Origin of the sequence: Desulfacinum hydrothermale DSM 13146 (assembly GCF_900176285.1) — a bacterium.
Taxonomy (GTDB): domain Bacteria; phylum Desulfobacterota; class Syntrophobacteria; order Syntrophobacterales; family DSM-9756; genus Desulfacinum; species Desulfacinum hydrothermale.
This window is the reverse complement of record NZ_FWXF01000026.1, coordinates 2501-19480: the sequence shown is the minus strand read 5'-3', so window position 1 is coordinate 19480 and position 16980 is coordinate 2501. Positions and strand designations below refer to the sequence as shown.

Below are 16980 nucleotides of genomic sequence, written 5' to 3'. Positions count from 1 at the left end.
TCTTTCCACCCACCTTCCCGTGTGTGCGGGGATCGACTGAAACGGATCAATATCACCCCGGAAAGGCGTTCGTGTCCACACCGATCTTGGGGAGACAAACCCGTTGCAGTTCGGCCGGTGAAGTGTTAGGTAATCGGGACCAGTTTCGACTCCACAGAGAAGGGAATTTCCTATGGTTTTGAACCGGATCCTGGGTTGGTTCTCAAACGACCTGGCTATCGATCTCGGAACGGCCAACACGCTCGTTTACGTGCGCGGCAAGGGCATCGTGTTGTGCGAGCCGTCGGTGGTGGCGGTTCGCCGCTCCAACGGGCAAAACAACCAGGTGGTGGCCGTGGGCAAAGATGCCAAGCTGATGCTGGGCAAGACACCGGGCAACATCGTGGCCATCCGGCCCATGAAGGACGGCGTGATTGCGGACTTTGAAGTGGCGGAGGCCATGCTCCGATATTTCATCCGAAAGGTCCACAACCGCCGAAGCCTGGTTCGGCCCCGGATCATCGTCTGCGTGCCTTCCGGAGTCACCCAGGTGGAGCGCCGGGCTGTGCGCGAGTCCGCCGAATCGGCCGGAGCGCGGGAAGTCTACCTGATCGAGGAGCCCATGGCGGCGGCCATCGGCGCGGGCCTACCCATCACGGAACCGGTCTGCAACATGATTGTGGACATCGGAGGCGGGACCACCGAGGTGGCGGTGATCAGCCTGGCGGGCATCGTCTACAGCCGCTCCGTGCGCGTGGGCGGAGACAAGATGGACCTGGCGATCCTCCAGCACATCAAGCGCAAATACAACCTGCTGATCGGGGAGAGGACGGCGGAGCAGATCAAGCTGACCATCGGCAACGCCTATCCCAACGAAGACGTGGAAACCATGTCCATCAAGGGACGCGACCTGGTCAGCGGGATCCCCAAGACCATCGAGATCAATTCGGAAGAAGTGCGGGAATCCATCCAGGAGCAGGTGGACAGCATCGTGGAGACCATCAAGATCGCCCTGGAACAGACACCGCCCGAACTGGCGGCGGACATTGTGGACCGTGGGATCGTTCTCACCGGCGGGGGGGCGCTGCTGCGCAACCTGGACCACCTGCTGCGGCTCGAAACGGGACTTCCCGTCACCCTGACCGAGGATCCCCTGTCCACGGTGGTGCTGGGATCGGGCAAGGCCTTGGAAGACATCGAAGTGCTCAAAGAGGTGCTCAGCTGAGGTCTCCCGGGGGCTTCCCACCCAACCCGTCCGCATGGGCCCTTCCTGAGAGAAGTCCGGTGACGCCTCCGTAAGAAGCCTTTCAAAGGTGCATTGAAGTATGCCGGATTGGTTGCGCAGGCTGCGCTATGTCCTCGTCGCCCTGCTGGTCGGCGGGGTCTTCTTTTACATCCTTTCTTTGAGTTTCAAGGTGCCCGATCGCATGGATCCGCTCCAGCGGGGGGTGGTGGAAACCCTGGGTCCCCTGCTGCGGGCGACCCGGATGGTGGGCCAAACCCTGGACGGCTGGCTCAAACACTACGTCTACCTGCGCCAGGTGCAGCGGGAAAATGAGAGGCTCAGGGGCGAAGTGGCCCGTCTGAAAAGCGAGCTGACCCGCTACCGGGAGGCCTTTCTCGAGAACCAGAGGCTTCGGCGTCTCCTGGACTTCCGCGAAGGGCTGGACCTGGAGACCGTTCCGGCCAGGATCGTGGTCCACGACGCCACCGGCTGGTTCCAGACGGTGATGATCGACAAGGGCTTCAAGGACGGCATTCGACCGGACATGCCGGTGGTCAACGAGGAAGGAGTGGTGGGGCACGTCTTGGAGGTTTCGGACAGCTTCTCTCGGGTCCTGCTGGTGACGGACCGGGAAAGCGCCGTGGACGCCCTGATCCAGCGAAACCGGGTGCGCGGTATCCTGAGCGGCGAGGACGGGCAGAATTGCACGCTGCGCTACGTGCGGAGCAATCAGGACGTGCGCACGGGTGATCTGGTGATCACCTCCGGAAAAGACGGTATCTTCCCGGGGGGACTCCGGGTGGGGGTGGTACAGCAGGTGAGCCGGGAGCCGGCGGCGCTCTTCCAGAAGGTGACGGTCGCGCCCGTGGTCAACCTGGCTTCCGTGGAAGAGGTGCTGGTCATCACCTCCGTGCCCCAGGTGCAGGGCCTTTCGGGGTCGATGGATGCCCGCAACGGGAAATAGGCGGCGCGCATGGGCGTGATCGTTCCAAAAGAGAACCTGCGGCCTCATTGGGCCAGTCTGGCTGGGGTCTTCGTGGGCTACACCTTTCTCGTTTTCCTGATCCAGGTGCGGATCTTTGCCCAGCTGGATTCCCCCTATTGGCGTATCAATGTGATGGTGCCTCTGTGCGTGGAGATCGCATCCCTCTTTCCCCTGGGCGGCGCGCTCGCATGGGCCTTCGTGTGGGGATATGTGGTGGATGTGTTCAGTGGACGGTTTTGGGGCGGGCAGGTGGGCACGTTTTTGTTTGCCGTGGGGCTGCAGGCCGTGGTGGCCCGCCATTTGGATCTGGAGCGGCTCCTGTATCGGATGGTGGTGGCGGGGGTGTGCGTGGTGCTCCAGGGCCTGATGCTGGCGGGCGTGGCCCTGGGCGTCGGGCACCTGCCCCAGGCCCTGCCCATGATCCTGTCCCAGGGGGTGTTGTCCTGCCTGGCGGCCCCGCTGGTCATGCTGCCCGCTCGGGCCATCATGACGGATGGACAATCGTGAGGAGGCGGGCCACGGTGTTTCAAACCAGATCCAGCGACCGGAACCGCCCAACCACCCGGCGTCTCGTGCGCCCGGACGCCAAGGGCCTTCAGCTCATTCAATGGGAGGCCAGCGAAAGACGCCTCTTTGAGCGGCAATGCCGCATCATCCTGGCCGTCTTCCTGGCGGTCCTGGCGGGCTACGTGCTGCGTCTGTGGTACTTGCAGATTCTCAGTGGAGCGCACTTTCGCGAACTTTCAGAAAACAACCGCATCCGGTTCATGGCGGTTCGCGCACCCCGGGGACTCATTTTCGATCGCAATGGGACGCCCCTGGTGGAAAACCGCCCTGCCTATCACCTCATGCTGGTCCGCGAGGACATCAAGGCGCCCCACGAGGTGGGCCAGATCCTGGAGGAACTGGCCCGTATCTGTGCCATCCCCGAGCAGGAACTGAGACAAAGACTGGAAGCCAACAAGACAAAAAGGGCCTTCGAGCCGATTCGGCTCTTGGAGGACATGGACCGGGACACCCTGGCCAGGCTGGAAGCCCGGCGCATGCGCCTGCCCGGGGTCTACATCGAGGTGGAACCGAAGCGCCGCTACCGCTGGAATGGAACGGCCGCGCACCTCATCGGTTACCTGGGGGAGATCTCGGAAAAGGAACTGCAGAGCCGGGATTTCAGAGACTATCAGGCGGGAGAATACATCGGCAAAGGGGGTGTGGAAAAGACCTTTGAGCCATTCCTCCATGGGGAGGCCGGCTGGAGACAGGTGGAGGTGGACGCCCTGGGCCGACACATACGGTCCCTGGACGAAAAGCTCCCCATCCCCGGCCGGAACGTGTGGTTGAGCATCGATCTGGATGTCCAGCGGACCGCCGAGGAGTGCCTGGAACAGCGCGTGGGGGCCATTGTGGCCGTGAGCCCCAAGACGGGGGAAGTGCTGGCCATGGCCAGCAGTCCCAGCTACGATCAGGAAAAGTTCGTCAGGGGGATGACGGTCGACGAGTGGAACGGCCTCATCAACGATCCCTTTCATCCTCTGCTGAACCGGGCCATCGCCTCTTCCTATCCCCCCGGCTCGACCTATAAGCCGTTTGTGGCCCTGGCTGCCTTGGAGGAAGGGATCGTGCAACCCGATACGGATGTCTTCTGCCCGGGATTCATGCAGCTGGGACGGAGGCGGTTTCGGTGCTGGCGTGATTGGGGCCACGGCCACGTGAATCTTCACCGGGGGATCGTGGAATCGTGCGATGTCTATTTCTACCAAACGGGACTCAAACTCGGTGTGGACGCCATCGCCCGATATGCCAGGATGTTCGGTTTCGGCCAGAAAACGGGCATTGACCTGCCGGGGGAGCGCAGCGGCTTGGTTCCCACCCGCCAATGGAAGAAACGGACCAAGGGGGTGAGCTGGCAAAAAGGAGAGACGCTCACCATCGCCATCGGTCAGGGCTTCGATCTGGTCACCCCGCTGCAGCTGGCCATGGCCTATGCGGCATTGGCCAATGGAGGCACGCTGCTCAAGCCCCGAATCGTCGATCGCATCGAGGCCGGCTTCCCGGCGGATGGCCTTCGGGCCCCGTCGGGATCCGTCCGTCGACAACTTCCAATCGACAAGAAGAACTTGGAGCTGGTCCGCCAGGCCCTGCAGGGGGTGGTGGAAGAACCCCGGGGGACGGCACATCGCATTCGGGTTCCAGGGGTTCGGATGGCCGGGAAAACCGGGACAGCCCAGGTGGTGCACATGCCCGAGGGGATGAGCCGCAAGCTCTGGGAGAAGATGAGCAAAGATCTGCACAAGGACCATGCCTGGTTCGTGGGATACGCTCCAGCGGAAGACCCGGAAATCGTGGTGGCCGTCCTGGTGGAACACGGCGGCCATGGATCGTCGGGTGCCGCCCCCTTGGCGCAAAAGGTGATTTTGTCCTATTTGGAAAAGATGGGACGGGTGCCAACCGAAGGGGCGAGCGGCTCTGGGCCAAACGCCGCGGGGGAGTAGGAAACCGGTGATTGACAGAAGACTCGTTGAAAACTTCGACTGGTGGATTTTGCTGCTTTTTTCCGCCATCAGCTGCCTGGGACTGGTGGCCCTTTACAGCGCCCTCTACCTGCAAATCCAGGCGAACCCATCCCACAACCTTTTTGTCAAGCAAATCGTTTGGTTCGCCATGGGATGCGCCTTGTTGATGGGGGCCCTCCTGGTGGACTACCAGAAGCTGCGCGAATGGGCTCCCTGGATCTACGCAGTGGGCGTGGCGGCCCTGGCGCTGGTTCTGATCGTGGGGGGCGAGGTGAAGGGGTCGCGCCGCTGGTTGGAATTGGCGGGCTTGCGCGTGCAGCCGTCGGAATTCATGAAGATCGCCGTGATCATCCAATTGGCCCGCTACTTTTCCTCGCAAGACATTCCGCCCTATCCCAAGCTGGGCCAATTGGGGCCCGCCTTGGCCATGGCCTCGGTGCCCGCCCTGCTCATCCTGCTGGAACCGGACCTGGGAACGGCCCTGTGCCTGCTCATTGTCGCCGGAACCATGACCTTCTTCATCGGTCTGCGCTGGCGCTACCTGGTGACGGCGGCGTTCATCGGCCTGGTGAGCCTCTACCCGCTGTGGCATTACGTGCTCAAAGACTACCAGAAACAGAGGATCCTTATGGTTTTGTCGCCCGAAAAGGATCCCACGGGCAGGGGCTACCACATCATCCAGTCGAAGGTGGCGGTGGGTTCCGGCATGCTGTGGGGGAAAGGGTTCCTGAACGGTACCCAGAACAAGCTGAAGTTCCTGCCCGAAAAACACACGGACTTCATCTTTTCCGTCTGGGCCGAAGAGTGGGGCTTCCTTGGCTGCGTGGTCCTGATCGCTCTTTTCGCCCTGCTCATCGTGGTTTGCTTCCGCGTGGCCTTGCGGTCCAAGGATCGGTTCGGCTCCTTTTTGGTGGTGGGCCTCACCTCCCTCATCGCCTGGCAGTTGCTCATCAACATGGGCATGGTCCTGGGTTTGCTGCCGGTTGTGGGAATCACTCTGCCGTTCGTAAGCTACGGGGGGTCGTCACTGCTCATGGTCTGTCTGGCCGTGGGGCTCATCGAGAATGTGTCCATGAGACGCTACGTTTTTCGGGCCCGCTGAAGTCCGCAACATGTCGGGATCTTATCCCAAAATGGCATTGTGATTTTTTTTACTTTTTTCCTTGCCAACCTCCACTGGATGTGCTAATCACTGGCACCATCTGGCCCATGGGGTGAGGGCTGCGGTCTGAAGGGGGACCTGTGCACCACGCGATTGTGCTAGTGAGTGCATGTGCATACGGACGGAATGTCGTAACAAAACAATACATCACACGAGACGTGAGGGTGACGGGAAATGATCAATATTGATGTGACCTTGTTGATCCAGATGGCCAACTTCCTGCTCCTTTTGTTCTTGATGAACCTGGTGCTCTACCGGCCCATTCGGCGTCTGGTCGCTCAGCGCAATGAGCTGGTGGCCCAGCAACGCGAAAGCATCGATCAGGCTCACTCCACGGCCGAAGCGGCGGTGAAGGAGTTCGAGGACAAGCTAAAGGCTGCGCGGGAGGTGGGTCGGCGCAAGGTCCAGGAGCTCAAGGACGGTGCCTATCAGTATGAAAAGGAGCTGCTGGAAAAGGCCAACCGGGAGGCCGCTCAGGAGGTCCAGGCCGTCCGGGACAAGGTGCGGGACGAGATCGGCGCTGTGAGGGCGGAATTGGAGCGGCAGATTCAGGACTTTTCCCGGGAGATGGCACAGAGGATCTTGGGGCGCAGTCTCTAGGCGTGATGGTGTTGGATTCTAGCGGTTTTGAGGGGCGTTCAATGGCGAGATATCGAACGACGGGTCTGTGGGTGTTCGTGGTGGGGGTGTTGACCGCTTCGGTGGCCATGGCGGCCGAAGGAGGACACGGGGGCGGCCTGCCCTGGAGGGACTTTTTTCTGCGGCTCATGAACTTTGCGATCATGGTGGGTATCCTGTACAAGCTGCTGAAAAAGCCCCTTGGCAATTTCTTCGCCTCGCGCCGCGAAAACATTCAGCGGCTCCTGGAAGAGCTGGAACAGCAGAAGAAGGACGCCGAAGGTAAGGCGGCGGAGTATCAGGCCAAGCTGGCGGCGCTGGACAAGGAAACCGAGAAGATCGTGGCCGAGTATATCCAGGAAGGCGAAGCCGAGAAGCAGAAGATTGTAGAGGCTGCGGAAAGGCAGGCGGCTTATATCAAGGAGCAGGCCAAGCTGGCCATCCAGCAGGAGATCAAGGCGGCCAAGGAGAGCTTGCAGGAGGAGATCGCCGAGCTGTCGGTGGGGGCGGCGGAGGATCTCCTCAAGAAGAATATTCGGCCCGAGGATCAGGATCGCTTGGTGGATGAATTCATGACAAAGGCGGTGGAGACAAAGTGAAGAACCTAATTGTTGCCAAGAGGTACGCCAAGGCCCTGTTCGGTCTCTCCCTGGAGGACGGGAAGCTGGAGGAGTACGGCAAAGAGCTGAGCGATCTGACACGGCTCCTCGAGCAGAATCCCGACCTGATGGACGCCCTCTCCAATCCCCTTTACCCGGAAGATGTCAAGGTGTCGGTCTTCCGTGCTCTCGCGGAAAAATCCGAGATGAGCGCGGTGCTCAAGAGCTTCGGCGATCTTCTGGTGAGAAAGGATCGGGTGCGCCACCTCCCGGAGATTCGAGACTACTATCAGAAACTGGTGGACGATCACAACCATGTGGCCCGTGCCAAAGTGTCCGCGGCGGTCAAACTGGATGAAAAAGCGGTCCAAAAGATCGCCGACACCTTGAGCAAGGTGACGGGTAAGAAGGTCGTCGTGGAGTTTCGACAGGATCCCGAGCTGATCGGGGGTGTCGTGGCTCAGATCGGCGACTTGGTGATAGATGGGAGTGTGAGGTCGCAGTTGCAGGCAATCAAAGAATCTTTGAAAAGGGGTGAGCTGGGTTAATGGAAATCAGAGCAGAAGAAATAAGCCAGATTATTCGCGAGCAGATCAAGGACTACGAGAAAAAGGTTGAGCTCAGCGAGACCGGGCGTGTGCTTTCCGTGGGTGACGGTATTGCCCGCGTGTACGGTGTGGAAAAGTGCATGTCCATGGAATTGCTCGAGTTCCCTACGGAGCACGGTTCCATCTACGGCCTGGCCCTGAACCTGGAAGAGGACAACGTGGGTGTTGCCATTCTGGGCGAGGACATCCACATCAAAGAGGGTTCGGAGGTCCGCAGAACGGGGCGCATCGCCGAGGTGCCCGTGGGTGATGCGGTCATCGGCCGCATCATCGACCCGGTGGGTAACCCGCAGGACGGAAAAGGCCCCATCGAGGCCAAGGAGTTTTCGCGTATTGAGCGGATTGCTCCGGGTGTTATCGCGCGCCAACCGGTGAATGAGCCCATGTACACGGGCCTCAAGGCCATCGACGCCATGACCCCGGTGGGCCGTGGGCAGCGTGAGTTGATCATCGGTGACCGCCAGATCGGTAAGACCGCCATTGCCGTGGACGCCATCCTCAACCAGAAGGACAGTGGCGTCATCTGTATTTATGTGGCGGTGGGCCAGAAGAAGTCCACGGTGGCTCAGGTGGTGGAAACGCTGCGCCGCCATGGGGCCATGGAATACACCGTGGTCGTCTCGGCCTGTGCTTCCGACCCGGCGCCCCTTCAGTACATCGCCCCCTACGCCGGATGCGCCATGGGCGAGTACTACCGGGACCACGGCCGTCATGCCCTGATCATCTACGACGACCTTTCCAAGCAGGCCGCGGCCTATCGCCAGGTGTCCCTGCTGCTGCGCCGCCCGCCTGCGCGTGAAGCCTATCCCGGGGATATCTTCTACAACCACTCCCGATTGCTGGAACGCGCTGCCAAGCTCAACGACGAGCTGGGAGCCGGCTCCCTGACGGCCCTGCCGATCATCGAGACCCAGGCCGGCGACGTTTCCGCGTTCATTCCCACCAACGTGATCTCCATCACCGACGGCCAAATCTACCTGGAACCCGGTCTCTTCTTCGCCGGCGTTCGTCCGGCCATCAACGTCGGTCTGTCGGTGTCTCGCGTGGGGGGCGCGGCCCAGACGAAGGCCATGAAAAAGGTGGCGGGTCGTCTCCGCCTGGATCTGGCCCAGTATCGCGAGCTGGAAGCCTTCGCCAAGTTCGGAAGCGACCTGGACAAGGCCACCCAGGCACAGCTCAATCGCGGTATGCGCCTGGTGGAACTGCTCAAGCAGCCCCAGTACCAGCCCATGCCGGCAGACAAGATGGTCATGTCCCTCTACTCCGGTACCCGCGGCTATCTGGACCCTGTTCCAGTGGAAAAGATCGGCGAGTACGAAGCGCAGATGCTGTCGTTTGTGGAACGCAAGTATCCTGAGATCTTCGAGGAGCTCAAGGAAAAGAACGACATCGACGACGAGCTGGACAAGAAGATGGCCAAGGCTCTGGACGAGTTTGCAGGGGTCTTTCAAGCTTAAACCGCGCAAGGGGCAGAGAGGCTGATATGGCAACCCTACGGGACATCAAGAGAAAAATTGATGCCGTAAAGAAGACCTCGCAAATCACCAAGGCCATGAACATGGTGGCGGCCGCCAAATTGCGCGGCGCCCAGGAAAACATGGAGCGCTTCCAGGTCTACGCGGAAAAGTTCCGCGAGGTTATCGGGAGGCTCGCAGCCGGCGTGGAGCAGGATGGCACCTTTGAGCTCATGACACCTCGCGAAGAGGTGAAGAAGATCGAGCTGGTGTTGTTGACTGCAGACCGGGGTCTGTGCGGCAGCTTCAACAACAACCTCATCATCACGGCAGAGCGCTTTATTGAGCAGAAGAGGTCCGAAGGGGTCGAGGTTTCCCTGACGGCCGCAGGACGCAAGGGCCGGGACTACTTCAAAAGGCGTCGCTACGCCGTCCGCCAGGAGCTGACCGGGCTGCTGAACAAGCCCAATTACGACGATGCGTTCCAGCTCGGCCGGCAGCTCATCGAGCTCTTCCTGGACGGGGACGCGGACGAAGTCTATGTGATCTACAGCCATTTTCGCAGCATGATCCGACAGGAGCCCACGGTGCTCCGGCTATTGCCCATTGTGCCGGAAGGGCAGGACGAGTTGGAAGGTGGCCGCGAGTACATTTTTGAACCATCGCATCAGGAGCTGCTCAACGACCTGCTTCCCAACTACGTGTACAACCAGATGCTGGATTGTTTCTATCTGACGGCGGTCAGTGAGCACGCGGCGCGGATGACGGCGATGGAAAACGCCACCAACAACTGTAAGGACCTGGTGAGGGATCTGACGCTGACCTACAACAAGGCGCGCCAGGCGGCCATCACCAAGGAGCTGATGGATATCGTTGGTGGCGCGGAGGCGCTCAAGAAGTAGTCGATGGTTCGGACAGACGAAGGAGGTATCGGGCCACATGAATATGGGAAAAGTCGTACAGGTAATCGGTAACGTCGTTGACGTGGAATTCGAAGAGGGAAAGCTCCCGGCCATCCTCACGGCACTGCTGGTGAGCAACCCGGGGCTCAGCGACGAGGAAGACAATCTGGTTCTGGAAGTGGCGCAGCATCTGGGCGATAACGTGGTGCGCACCATCGCCATGGACCTGACCGACGGTTTGGTGCGTGGCATGCCGGTCAAAGACACCGGAAAACCCATCCAGATGCCTGTGGGAGAAAAGGTGCTCGGTCGCGTACTCAACGTGGTGGGTCGTCCCGTGGACGGTAGGGGTCCCGTGGAGGCCGACCAGTACTTTCCGATTCACCGCCCTGCTCCCGACTTCACGGAACAGGACACCTCGGTGAACGTCTTGGAGACGGGCGTCAAGGTCATCGACCTGCTGGTCCCCTTCCCCCGCGGTGGTAAGATGGGCATGTTCGGCGGCGCCGGCGTGGGCAAGACCGTCATCATGATGGAAATGATCCACAACATCGCCATGCAGCACGGCGGTATTTCCGTGTTCGCCGGCGTGGGTGAACGTACCCGCGAAGGAAACGACCTCTACCTGGAAATGAAGGAATCCGGTGTTCTGCCGCGTGCCGGCCTTGTCTACGGGCAGATGACGGAGCCCCCGGGAGCCCGCGCCCGCGTGGCCATTTCCGCCCTGACGGTGGCCGAATACTTCCGCGACGTGGAAGGCCAGGACGTGCTCCTCTTCATTGACAACATCTTCCGCTTCACCCAGGCGGGTGCCGAGGTTTCCGCCTTGCTCGGCCGCATGCCTTCGGCCGTCGGCTACCAGCCCACGCTGGGAACGGACCTGGGTGAATTGCAGGAACGCATCACCTCCACCACCAAGGGCTCCATCACCTCGGTCCAGTGCGTGTACGTGCCCGCCGACGACTTGACAGACCCGGCGCCGGCCACCACATTCGCCCACTTGGACGGTACGGTGGTGCTCTCGCGCCAGATCGCCGAGCTGGGTATCTATCCGGCCGTGGACCCGCTGGACTCCACCTCGCGGATCCTGGATCCCAACGTGTTGGGTGACGAGCACTATTACACGGCGCGCCAGGTGCAGCAGATCCTCCAGAAGTACAAGGACCTGCAGGACATCATCGCCATCCTCGGTATGGACGAGCTCTCCGACGAAGACAAGATCACCGTGGGCCGGGCCCGGAAGATTCAGCGCTTCTTGTCCCAGCCGTTCCATGTGGCCGCCCAGTTCACAGGCGTGGAAGGCAAGTATGTGAAGCTGGAAGACACGATCCGCGGCTTCAAGGAGATCGTGGAGGGCAAGTACGATGACCTGCCGGAGCAGGCCTTCTACATGGTGGGCAGCATCGAAGAGGCGGTTGAGAAGGCCAAACAGATGGCAGCCGCTTAACCCAGCTAGCGAGTGGTGACAAACATGGCCGACAAACTGCTATTGGAGATCGTAACGCCCGTAAGCAAGGTTCTGAGCGAAGAAGTGGACATGGTCGTGGCCCCCGGCGAGATGGGCGAGTTCGGTGTGCTGCACAACCACATCCCCTTCTTGAGCAAGCTGAAAGTGGGGGAGCTGCGTTTCAAGGTGGGTAACAGCACGCGCTATGTGGCCATCATGGGCGGCTATGCCGAGGTGTTGCCGGACAAGGTGACCATTCTCGCCACGGCGGCGGAAGAGGCCACGGACATTGATGTCATTCGGGCTCAAGCGGCCAAGGAACGGGCCGAGCGGCGGCTGCGCGAAGCCAAGGACCGCGTGGAATTCGCCCGGGCCCAGGCAGCGCTACAGCGGGCCATCGCCCGACTGAGGGTGGCCGAAAAGCGCGGTTAGCGCGGCGGCGAACGAGAACCTGAAAAGGAAGACAGCCCCCCCGGCAGCCCAGGGAGCCGGGGGGGCTTTTTTTGTTGCAGGATCAATGGGCTCTGACTCATATTGAGTGAAATCGTGTTGGCAAAAACCGTTGGCAGGCGATGAGGGGGAATCCATGTGTGGCATCGTGGGCTACATCGGTCGGAACGACGGGGTCGCCGTGATCGTGGAAGGACTGAAGCGTCTGGAATATCGGGGCTACGACAGCGCCGGCGTGGCGATGATCGGAAAGGATGGAAAGATCGCGGTGGTCCGATGTCAGGGCAAGATCAAGGAACTGGAAACACGACTTGAGGAACAGCCGCTTTCCGGCACCGTGGGCATCGGTCATACGCGCTGGGCGACCCATGGAGCTCCCAGCGACGCCAATGCGCACCCTCACCGCTCCGGCCCCTTCGCCGTGGTTCACAATGGCATCATCGAAAATTATGCGGAGCTCAAAGAAGGCCTGCTTGCCAAGGGATATGAGTTCACTTCCGAAACGGACACGGAAGTCATCGTCAGGCTGTTGGAAGACCAGTGGAAAGAGTGCAACGACTATGAGGAGAGCGTGCGGCGGGTGCTCCGGCAGTTGCGCGGTAGCTATGCCGTGGTCTTTTTGAATGAACAGGATCCGGACGTCCTGGTGGGGGCGCGCCAGGAAAGCCCGCTGATCCTGGGGCTGGGCCCCGACGGCCACTACTTCGCCTCGGATATCCCGGCGATCCTTCAGCACACCCGCGATGTGGTTTTGCTGGACGACGGGGACGTGGTCTTCGTGACCCGGGACGGGTACCGGGTGGAGTCGCTGGAGGGACGGGCGCGTCATCCGGAAGTCACCGTGATCGATTGGAATCCCATTGCGGCGGAGAAGGCCGGGTATAAGCACTTCATGCAAAAGGAGATCTTTGAACAGCCCAGGGCCATCGTGGACACGCTTCGCAGTGTGGTGGATCTCAACCGGGAGGTCCTTCAGGTGCCGGAGCTCAATCTGGATGCCGGGCTCATTGGGAAGATCAAAAAGATCTACCTGGTGGCCTGCGGCACGTCCTACCACGCGTGCCTTGTGGGTAAATACATGCTGGAGGGCGTCTGCCGAGTGCCGGTGGAGGTGGACCTGGCCTCGGAATTCCGATACCGGGATCCGCTGCTCGGAGAGGACGCCCTGCTCATCGTGGTGAGCCAGTCGGGTGAGACGGCGGACACCCGCGCCGCCCTCAAGGAGGGCATGGAAAAGGGGGCCCACTGCCGGGCCATCGTCAATGTGGTGGGAAGCAGCCTGGCCCGGATGGCACAGGGCGTGCTCTACACCCATGCGGGGCCGGAAATCGGCGTGGCTTCCACCAAGGCCTTCACCACCCAGGTGGTGGCCTTCTACCTGCTGGCCCTCTACTGGGCCAGGACGGACGGGACCCTGAATCAGGCGGGGTTCTCCAAATACCTGAAGGAACTGCTCACCCTGCCAAGAAAGCTGGAAGAGGTCCTGGATCGAGCGGATGTCCTGCGGGATTGGGCCCGGCACTTCCGCAAGGTGGACCACTTTCTCTATCTGGGGCGAGGGATCCTCTATCCCATCGCCCTCGAGGGGGCCCTGAAGTTGAAGGAGATCTCCTATGTGCACGCGGAAGGCTACGCGGCGGGGGAGATGAAACACGGCCCCATTGCCCTGATCGACGAAAACATGCCCGTGCTGGTCCTGGCTCAGAAGGGAGACCTGTACGAGAAGATGCTCTCCAATGTCCAGGAGGTGCGGGCCCGAGGCGGGCGTGTGCTCGCCGTCGTGGAAGGAGAGCCCGACCCGCGGCTGGGCGAGGAGGCCTGGCAATTCACGGTGCCGGAAGCAGGCAAGTGGCTGGCTCCCGTCGTTTTTTCAGTTCCTTTGCAGCTTTTGGCCTATTACGTGGCGGATCTGCGGGGAACCGACGTGGATCAGCCGAGAAACCTGGCCAAGAGTGTCACCGTGGAGTGAGGACTGGGATGCATCCGGGGAGGTGACGGCGGCCCTTTGCGGCTCCCTTCTTGGACGGCGGCCCGGGCTGCCGGGCACATGCCGCCGGGTTCCACAGATTCGGCTTGACTTTCCCATGGGATTGGGAATAGAATCAAACCGCGTGGAAAAGTTAATTATTTAGAATGCTTGCGCGGCAAATGGACCGGCGTGGCCCAAGGAGTCAAACGGGAAGGGCCGTGCGGCGCAGGGAAAACGAGGCCGGCAACAGGACTCAGGAAGCGATCACCATTCGATGCGATGGCGTTGAGTTGCCGGATCTCCCCTTCAAGCTTCTCCTGCCGCTTCGGCTGGCGGGTGGAGATATAGAGGTGGCGAAAGAACTCAGTCTGCGGCGGCCGTGGCGGACGAGATGGAAACCGCCAGGGTTGGGAGGTTTCGCAGAAAGTTTATGCCTGTATGGCCTGGAGGAAATACCGAAGATGCCCCTGCGGTGTTCGTGATTGGTAGAGCGTTCCTGAGCCAACACAAACAAACGGGGAGCTCCCTCTTGTTCTGGTGTGCAGCTCGGTTCGTCCGAACTGCCTAAAGGAACAACGGAGCGCCCACCTTGCTAGATCGGTTCAAGACCGACTGCCAACACGGCATCCTGCGGGGGCACCTGCTTCCGGGTGTCCCGGCCCCAAGGCCATCCTGGGCGCCCTCACCGTTTTGCCCTTCCCAGAGGCCCTTCCCTGCCTGCATCCATTCTGCTGCGCACCTGACGGTTTGTTTGTGACAAGTGCTTTGCGCTGGATCAAAGCCCCCGGTTTGATCCGGGTCGAAAGGGTGTGTCGGCCCATGGGAACTGGCTGATCTCATGGCCTTGGGCTGGCAGGGTGGGCATCCGCCAGAAAGGATAACGCATATGGGGACAATGGGATTCGTGCTTTTGACGTTGGGGGCCTTGGCAGTGGGCGTCGTGGCCGGCGTCCTGGCCAGGCAGCAGGTGGTTGAAAGGAAAAGGCGCCAGGAAAAGGAGCTTTCGGATGGCCTTCTGGAGGAGGCCCGCAAGGAAGCCGAGACGATCAAAAAAGAGGCGATCCTTCAGGCCAAAGACAATATCTTTCGCCTGAAGGCGGACTTTGAAAAAGAGAGTAAGGAGACCCGAAAAGAGCTTCAGAACCTGGAAAAGCGCTTGCTGCAAAAGGAGGAAAACCTCGACAGGAAGTCGGAGTCGCTGGATAAGCGCGAAGGCACCATCGCCAAGAAGGAAAAACTGCTTGCCGAAAAAGAGAGGGAACTGGAGCAACGGTCCCAGGAACTGAATCGTCTGATCGAGCAGCAACGGGTCAAGCTGGAGGAGCTTTCCGGGGTGTCGGCCCAGGAAGCCAAGGAGCTGCTCATTAAGAGTATCGAGGAAGAGGCTAAGCACGAGGCGGCCCTTATCGCCAAGCGCATTGAAACGGAGGCGCGGGAGCAGGCGGACAAGAAAGCCAAAGAGATCATCGCCTTGGCGATCCAAAGATACGCAGGGGATTATGTGGTGGAGAAGACCGTCTCGGTGGTCAATCTGCCCAACGATGAAATGAAGGGAAGGATCATTGGGCGCGAGGGCCGCAACATCCGGGCCTTGGAGGCCACCACGGGGGTGGATCTCATTATCGACGACACGCCGGAGGCGGTCATCCTCTCCGGGTTCAACCCCGTTCGCCGGGAAGTGGCCCGGCTGTCCTTGGAGCGCCTCATCTCGGATGGGCGCATTCATCCCGCGCGCATCGAAGAGATCGTGGAAAAGGTGACCCAGGAGATCGACACGGCCATTCGGGATGCGGGGGAACAGGCGGCCTTCGATGTGGGGGTCCACAGCATCGATCCGGAAATCGTCCGCCTGCTGGGCAAGCTCAAGTATCGAACCAGTTATGCCCAGAACGTCCTGCAGCACTCCCGGGAAGTGGCCTTTCTGTGCGGGATGATGGCCGCAGAGCTGGGCCTGAACGAAAAGCAGGCCAAGCGGGCGGGGCTGCTCCACGATATTGGAAAGGCCGTGGACCATGAGGTGGAAGGCCCCCACGCGATCATCGGGGCGGACCTGGCCAAAAAGTATGGGGAGCCTCCGGAGATCGTTCACGCCATTGCCGCCCACCATGAGGACGTGCCCGCGGAGAGCATCCTGGCCGTTTTGGTCCAGGCCGCCGATGCCCTGTCGGGCGCCCGGCCCGGGGCCCGCAAGGAACTGCTGGAATCCTACGTGCGGCGCCTGGAGAACCTGGAAAAGATCGCCACCGCCTTCAACGGCGTCAATAAGGCCTACGCGATTCAGGCCGGCCGGGAACTGCGGATCATTGTGGAAAGCGAGTCGGTCAGTGACGCCGACACCGTTTTGCTGAGTCGCGATATTGCCAAGAGGATCGAGAGCGAACTCACCTATCCGGGTCAGATCAAGGTGACCGTGATTCGTGAGACGCGGGCCGTGGAGTACGCCAAATAAGACCAAGAGCGAAAAGGCTCACGTGCGGGGGCTGGACAAGGAGCGAGATCGGTGATGAATGTTTTGGATATTCTGGTTGCGCGTGGGTTCGTGGAGCAGATCACGGATGCGGAAGGCGTGCGGCGCCATCTGGAAAATCCCGTCAGCTGTTACATCGGCTTTGATCCCACCGCGGATAGCCTGCATGTGGGCAGCCTCGTGCCCATCCTGGCATTGGCGCACCTGCAGCGCCACGGGCACCGCCCCATCGTGCTGGTCGGCGGTGGCACGGGAATGGTGGGAGATCCCAGTGGCAAGACCGAGATGCGAAAGCTTTTGACCCGCGAGCAGATCCGACGCAACGTTGAGGCCCTCCAGGCCCAGCTTGCGCGCTTCATCCGCTTTGAGGATGGCCAGGCTCTCATCCTGGACAACGGAGACTGGCTCCTGGACCTCAACTACATTGAATTTCTCAGGGACATCGGACGACACTTCAGCGTCAATCGGATGTTGGCGGCGGAAAGCTACCGAATGCGCCTGGAGACGGGCCTCAACTTCATTGAATTCAACTACATGCTGTTGCAGGCCTACGACTTCTACTATCTGGCGAGCCATTACGACTGTTTCGTCCAGATGGGGGGCAA

At 60.7% G+C, this 16980-nt stretch carries 15 protein-coding genes and 1 other RNA gene (1 of these 16 running past the window's edge); all 16 read left to right on the top strand.

Translation table 11 applies throughout. From position 1 onward, the window contains the following. The first annotated feature begins 172 nt into the window (after positions 1-172). A complete protein-coding gene (locus tag B9A12_RS15650; RefSeq protein ID WP_084059037.1) occupies positions 173-1204 on the top strand; it encodes a rod shape-determining protein in 1032 nt (343 codons plus the stop codon). A gap of 100 nt (positions 1205-1304) precedes the next feature. Continuing rightward, the gene (gene mreC, locus B9A12_RS15645) at positions 1305-2168 is read left to right on the top strand and encodes a rod shape-determining protein MreC (RefSeq protein WP_084059036.1); all 864 of its coding nucleotides are present in this window, start codon (positions 1305-1307) and stop codon (positions 2166-2168) included. A gap of 9 nt (positions 2169-2177) precedes the next feature. After that, on the top strand, positions 2178-2696 hold the full coding sequence (locus B9A12_RS17110; RefSeq protein WP_170920667.1) for a hypothetical protein: 519 nt from the start codon (positions 2178-2180) through the stop codon (positions 2694-2696). Positions 2697-2710: 14 nt separating this feature from the next. Then, positions 2711-4678 carry a penicillin-binding protein 2 gene (mrdA, locus tag B9A12_RS15640; protein ID WP_170920666.1) on the top strand — a complete coding sequence of 656 codons (1968 nt, stop codon included), beginning with the start codon at positions 2711-2713 and terminating at the stop codon, positions 4676-4678. A gap of 7 nt (positions 4679-4685) precedes the next feature. After that, positions 4686-5801, top strand: a complete 1116-nt coding sequence (gene rodA, locus B9A12_RS15635; RefSeq protein ID WP_084059034.1) for a rod shape-determining protein RodA — start codon at positions 4686-4688, stop codon at positions 5799-5801. 234 nt (positions 5802-6035) lie between these two features. Next, positions 6036-6461: a F0F1 ATP synthase subunit B family protein gene (locus B9A12_RS15630; RefSeq protein WP_084059033.1), complete on the top strand. Its 426-nt coding sequence runs from the start codon at positions 6036-6038 to the stop codon at positions 6459-6461. Between the two features lie 41 nt (positions 6462-6502). Continuing rightward, positions 6503-7078 (top strand): F0F1 ATP synthase subunit B, encoded by a 576-nt coding sequence (gene atpF / locus B9A12_RS15625; RefSeq protein ID WP_170920665.1) that lies wholly within the window; start codon positions 6503-6505, stop codon positions 7076-7078. Next, a complete protein-coding gene (gene atpH / locus B9A12_RS15620) occupies positions 7075-7626 on the top strand; it encodes an ATP synthase F1 subunit delta (protein WP_170920664.1) in 552 nt (183 codons plus the stop codon). Before atpF ends, atpH begins: the two co-directional genes overlap by 4 nt. Further along, on the top strand, positions 7626-9143 hold the full coding sequence (gene atpA / locus B9A12_RS15615) for a F0F1 ATP synthase subunit alpha (protein ID WP_084059030.1): 1518 nt from the start codon (positions 7626-7628) through the stop codon (positions 9141-9143). The genes atpH and atpA overlap by 1 nt, the downstream gene beginning before the upstream one ends. Positions 9144-9169: 26 nt before the next feature. Then, the gene (atpG, locus tag B9A12_RS15610; protein WP_084059029.1) at positions 9170-10042 is read left to right on the top strand and encodes an ATP synthase F1 subunit gamma; all 873 of its coding nucleotides are present in this window, start codon (positions 9170-9172) and stop codon (positions 10040-10042) included. Between the two features lie 37 nt (positions 10043-10079). Continuing rightward, positions 10080-11489, top strand: a complete 1410-nt coding sequence (atpD, locus tag B9A12_RS15605; protein WP_084059028.1) for a F0F1 ATP synthase subunit beta — start codon at positions 10080-10082, stop codon at positions 11487-11489. A 24-nt stretch (positions 11490-11513) separates the two neighbouring features. After that, positions 11514-11921, top strand: coding sequence for a F0F1 ATP synthase subunit epsilon (locus B9A12_RS15600; protein ID WP_084059027.1), 408 nt, complete (start codon positions 11514-11516; stop codon positions 11919-11921). 154 nt (positions 11922-12075) lie between these two features. Then, on the top strand, positions 12076-13908 hold the full coding sequence (gene glmS / locus B9A12_RS15595; protein ID WP_084059026.1) for a glutamine--fructose-6-phosphate transaminase (isomerizing): 1833 nt from the start codon (positions 12076-12078) through the stop codon (positions 13906-13908). Positions 13909-14369: 461 nt separating this feature from the next. Then, positions 14370-14549: non-coding RNA, 6S RNA (gene ssrS, locus B9A12_RS15590), on the top strand. 245 nt (positions 14550-14794) lie between these two features. Continuing rightward, positions 14795-16357, top strand: coding sequence for a ribonuclease Y (gene rny / locus B9A12_RS15585; protein ID WP_084059025.1), 1563 nt, complete (start codon positions 14795-14797; stop codon positions 16355-16357). Between the two features lie 54 nt (positions 16358-16411). Continuing rightward, on the top strand, positions 16412-16980 hold the beginning of the coding sequence (tyrS, locus tag B9A12_RS15580; protein ID WP_084059024.1) for a tyrosine--tRNA ligase. Its footprint extends 709 nt past the window's final position; the window shows 569 of its 1278 coding nt (coding positions 1-569); its start codon is at positions 16412-16414; the stop codon falls past the right edge of the window.

Coding starts and splice junctions, on each gene's coding strand:
- atpA (WP_084059030.1), top strand. CDS start 7,626: ATGGAAATCAGAGCAGAAGAAATAAGCCAGATTATTCGCGAGCAGATC.
- B9A12_RS17110 (WP_170920667.1), top strand. CDS start 2,178: ATGGGCGTGATCGTTCCAAAAGAGAACCTGCGGCCTCATTGGGCCAGT.
- B9A12_RS15630 (WP_084059033.1), top strand. CDS start 6,036: ATGATCAATATTGATGTGACCTTGTTGATCCAGATGGCCAACTTCCTG.
- glmS (WP_084059026.1), top strand. CDS start 12,076: ATGTGTGGCATCGTGGGCTACATCGGTCGGAACGACGGGGTCGCCGTG.
- rny (WP_084059025.1), top strand. CDS start 14,795: ATGGGGACAATGGGATTCGTGCTTTTGACGTTGGGGGCCTTGGCAGTG.
- atpD (WP_084059028.1), top strand. CDS start 10,080: ATGAATATGGGAAAAGTCGTACAGGTAATCGGTAACGTCGTTGACGTG.
- B9A12_RS15650 (WP_084059037.1), top strand. CDS start 173: ATGGTTTTGAACCGGATCCTGGGTTGGTTCTCAAACGACCTGGCTATC.
- B9A12_RS15600 (WP_084059027.1), top strand. CDS start 11,514: ATGGCCGACAAACTGCTATTGGAGATCGTAACGCCCGTAAGCAAGGTT.
- atpG (WP_084059029.1), top strand. CDS start 9,170: ATGGCAACCCTACGGGACATCAAGAGAAAAATTGATGCCGTAAAGAAG.
- atpF (WP_170920665.1), top strand. CDS start 6,503: ATGGCGAGATATCGAACGACGGGTCTGTGGGTGTTCGTGGTGGGGGTG.
- mreC (WP_084059036.1), top strand. CDS start 1,305: ATGCCGGATTGGTTGCGCAGGCTGCGCTATGTCCTCGTCGCCCTGCTG.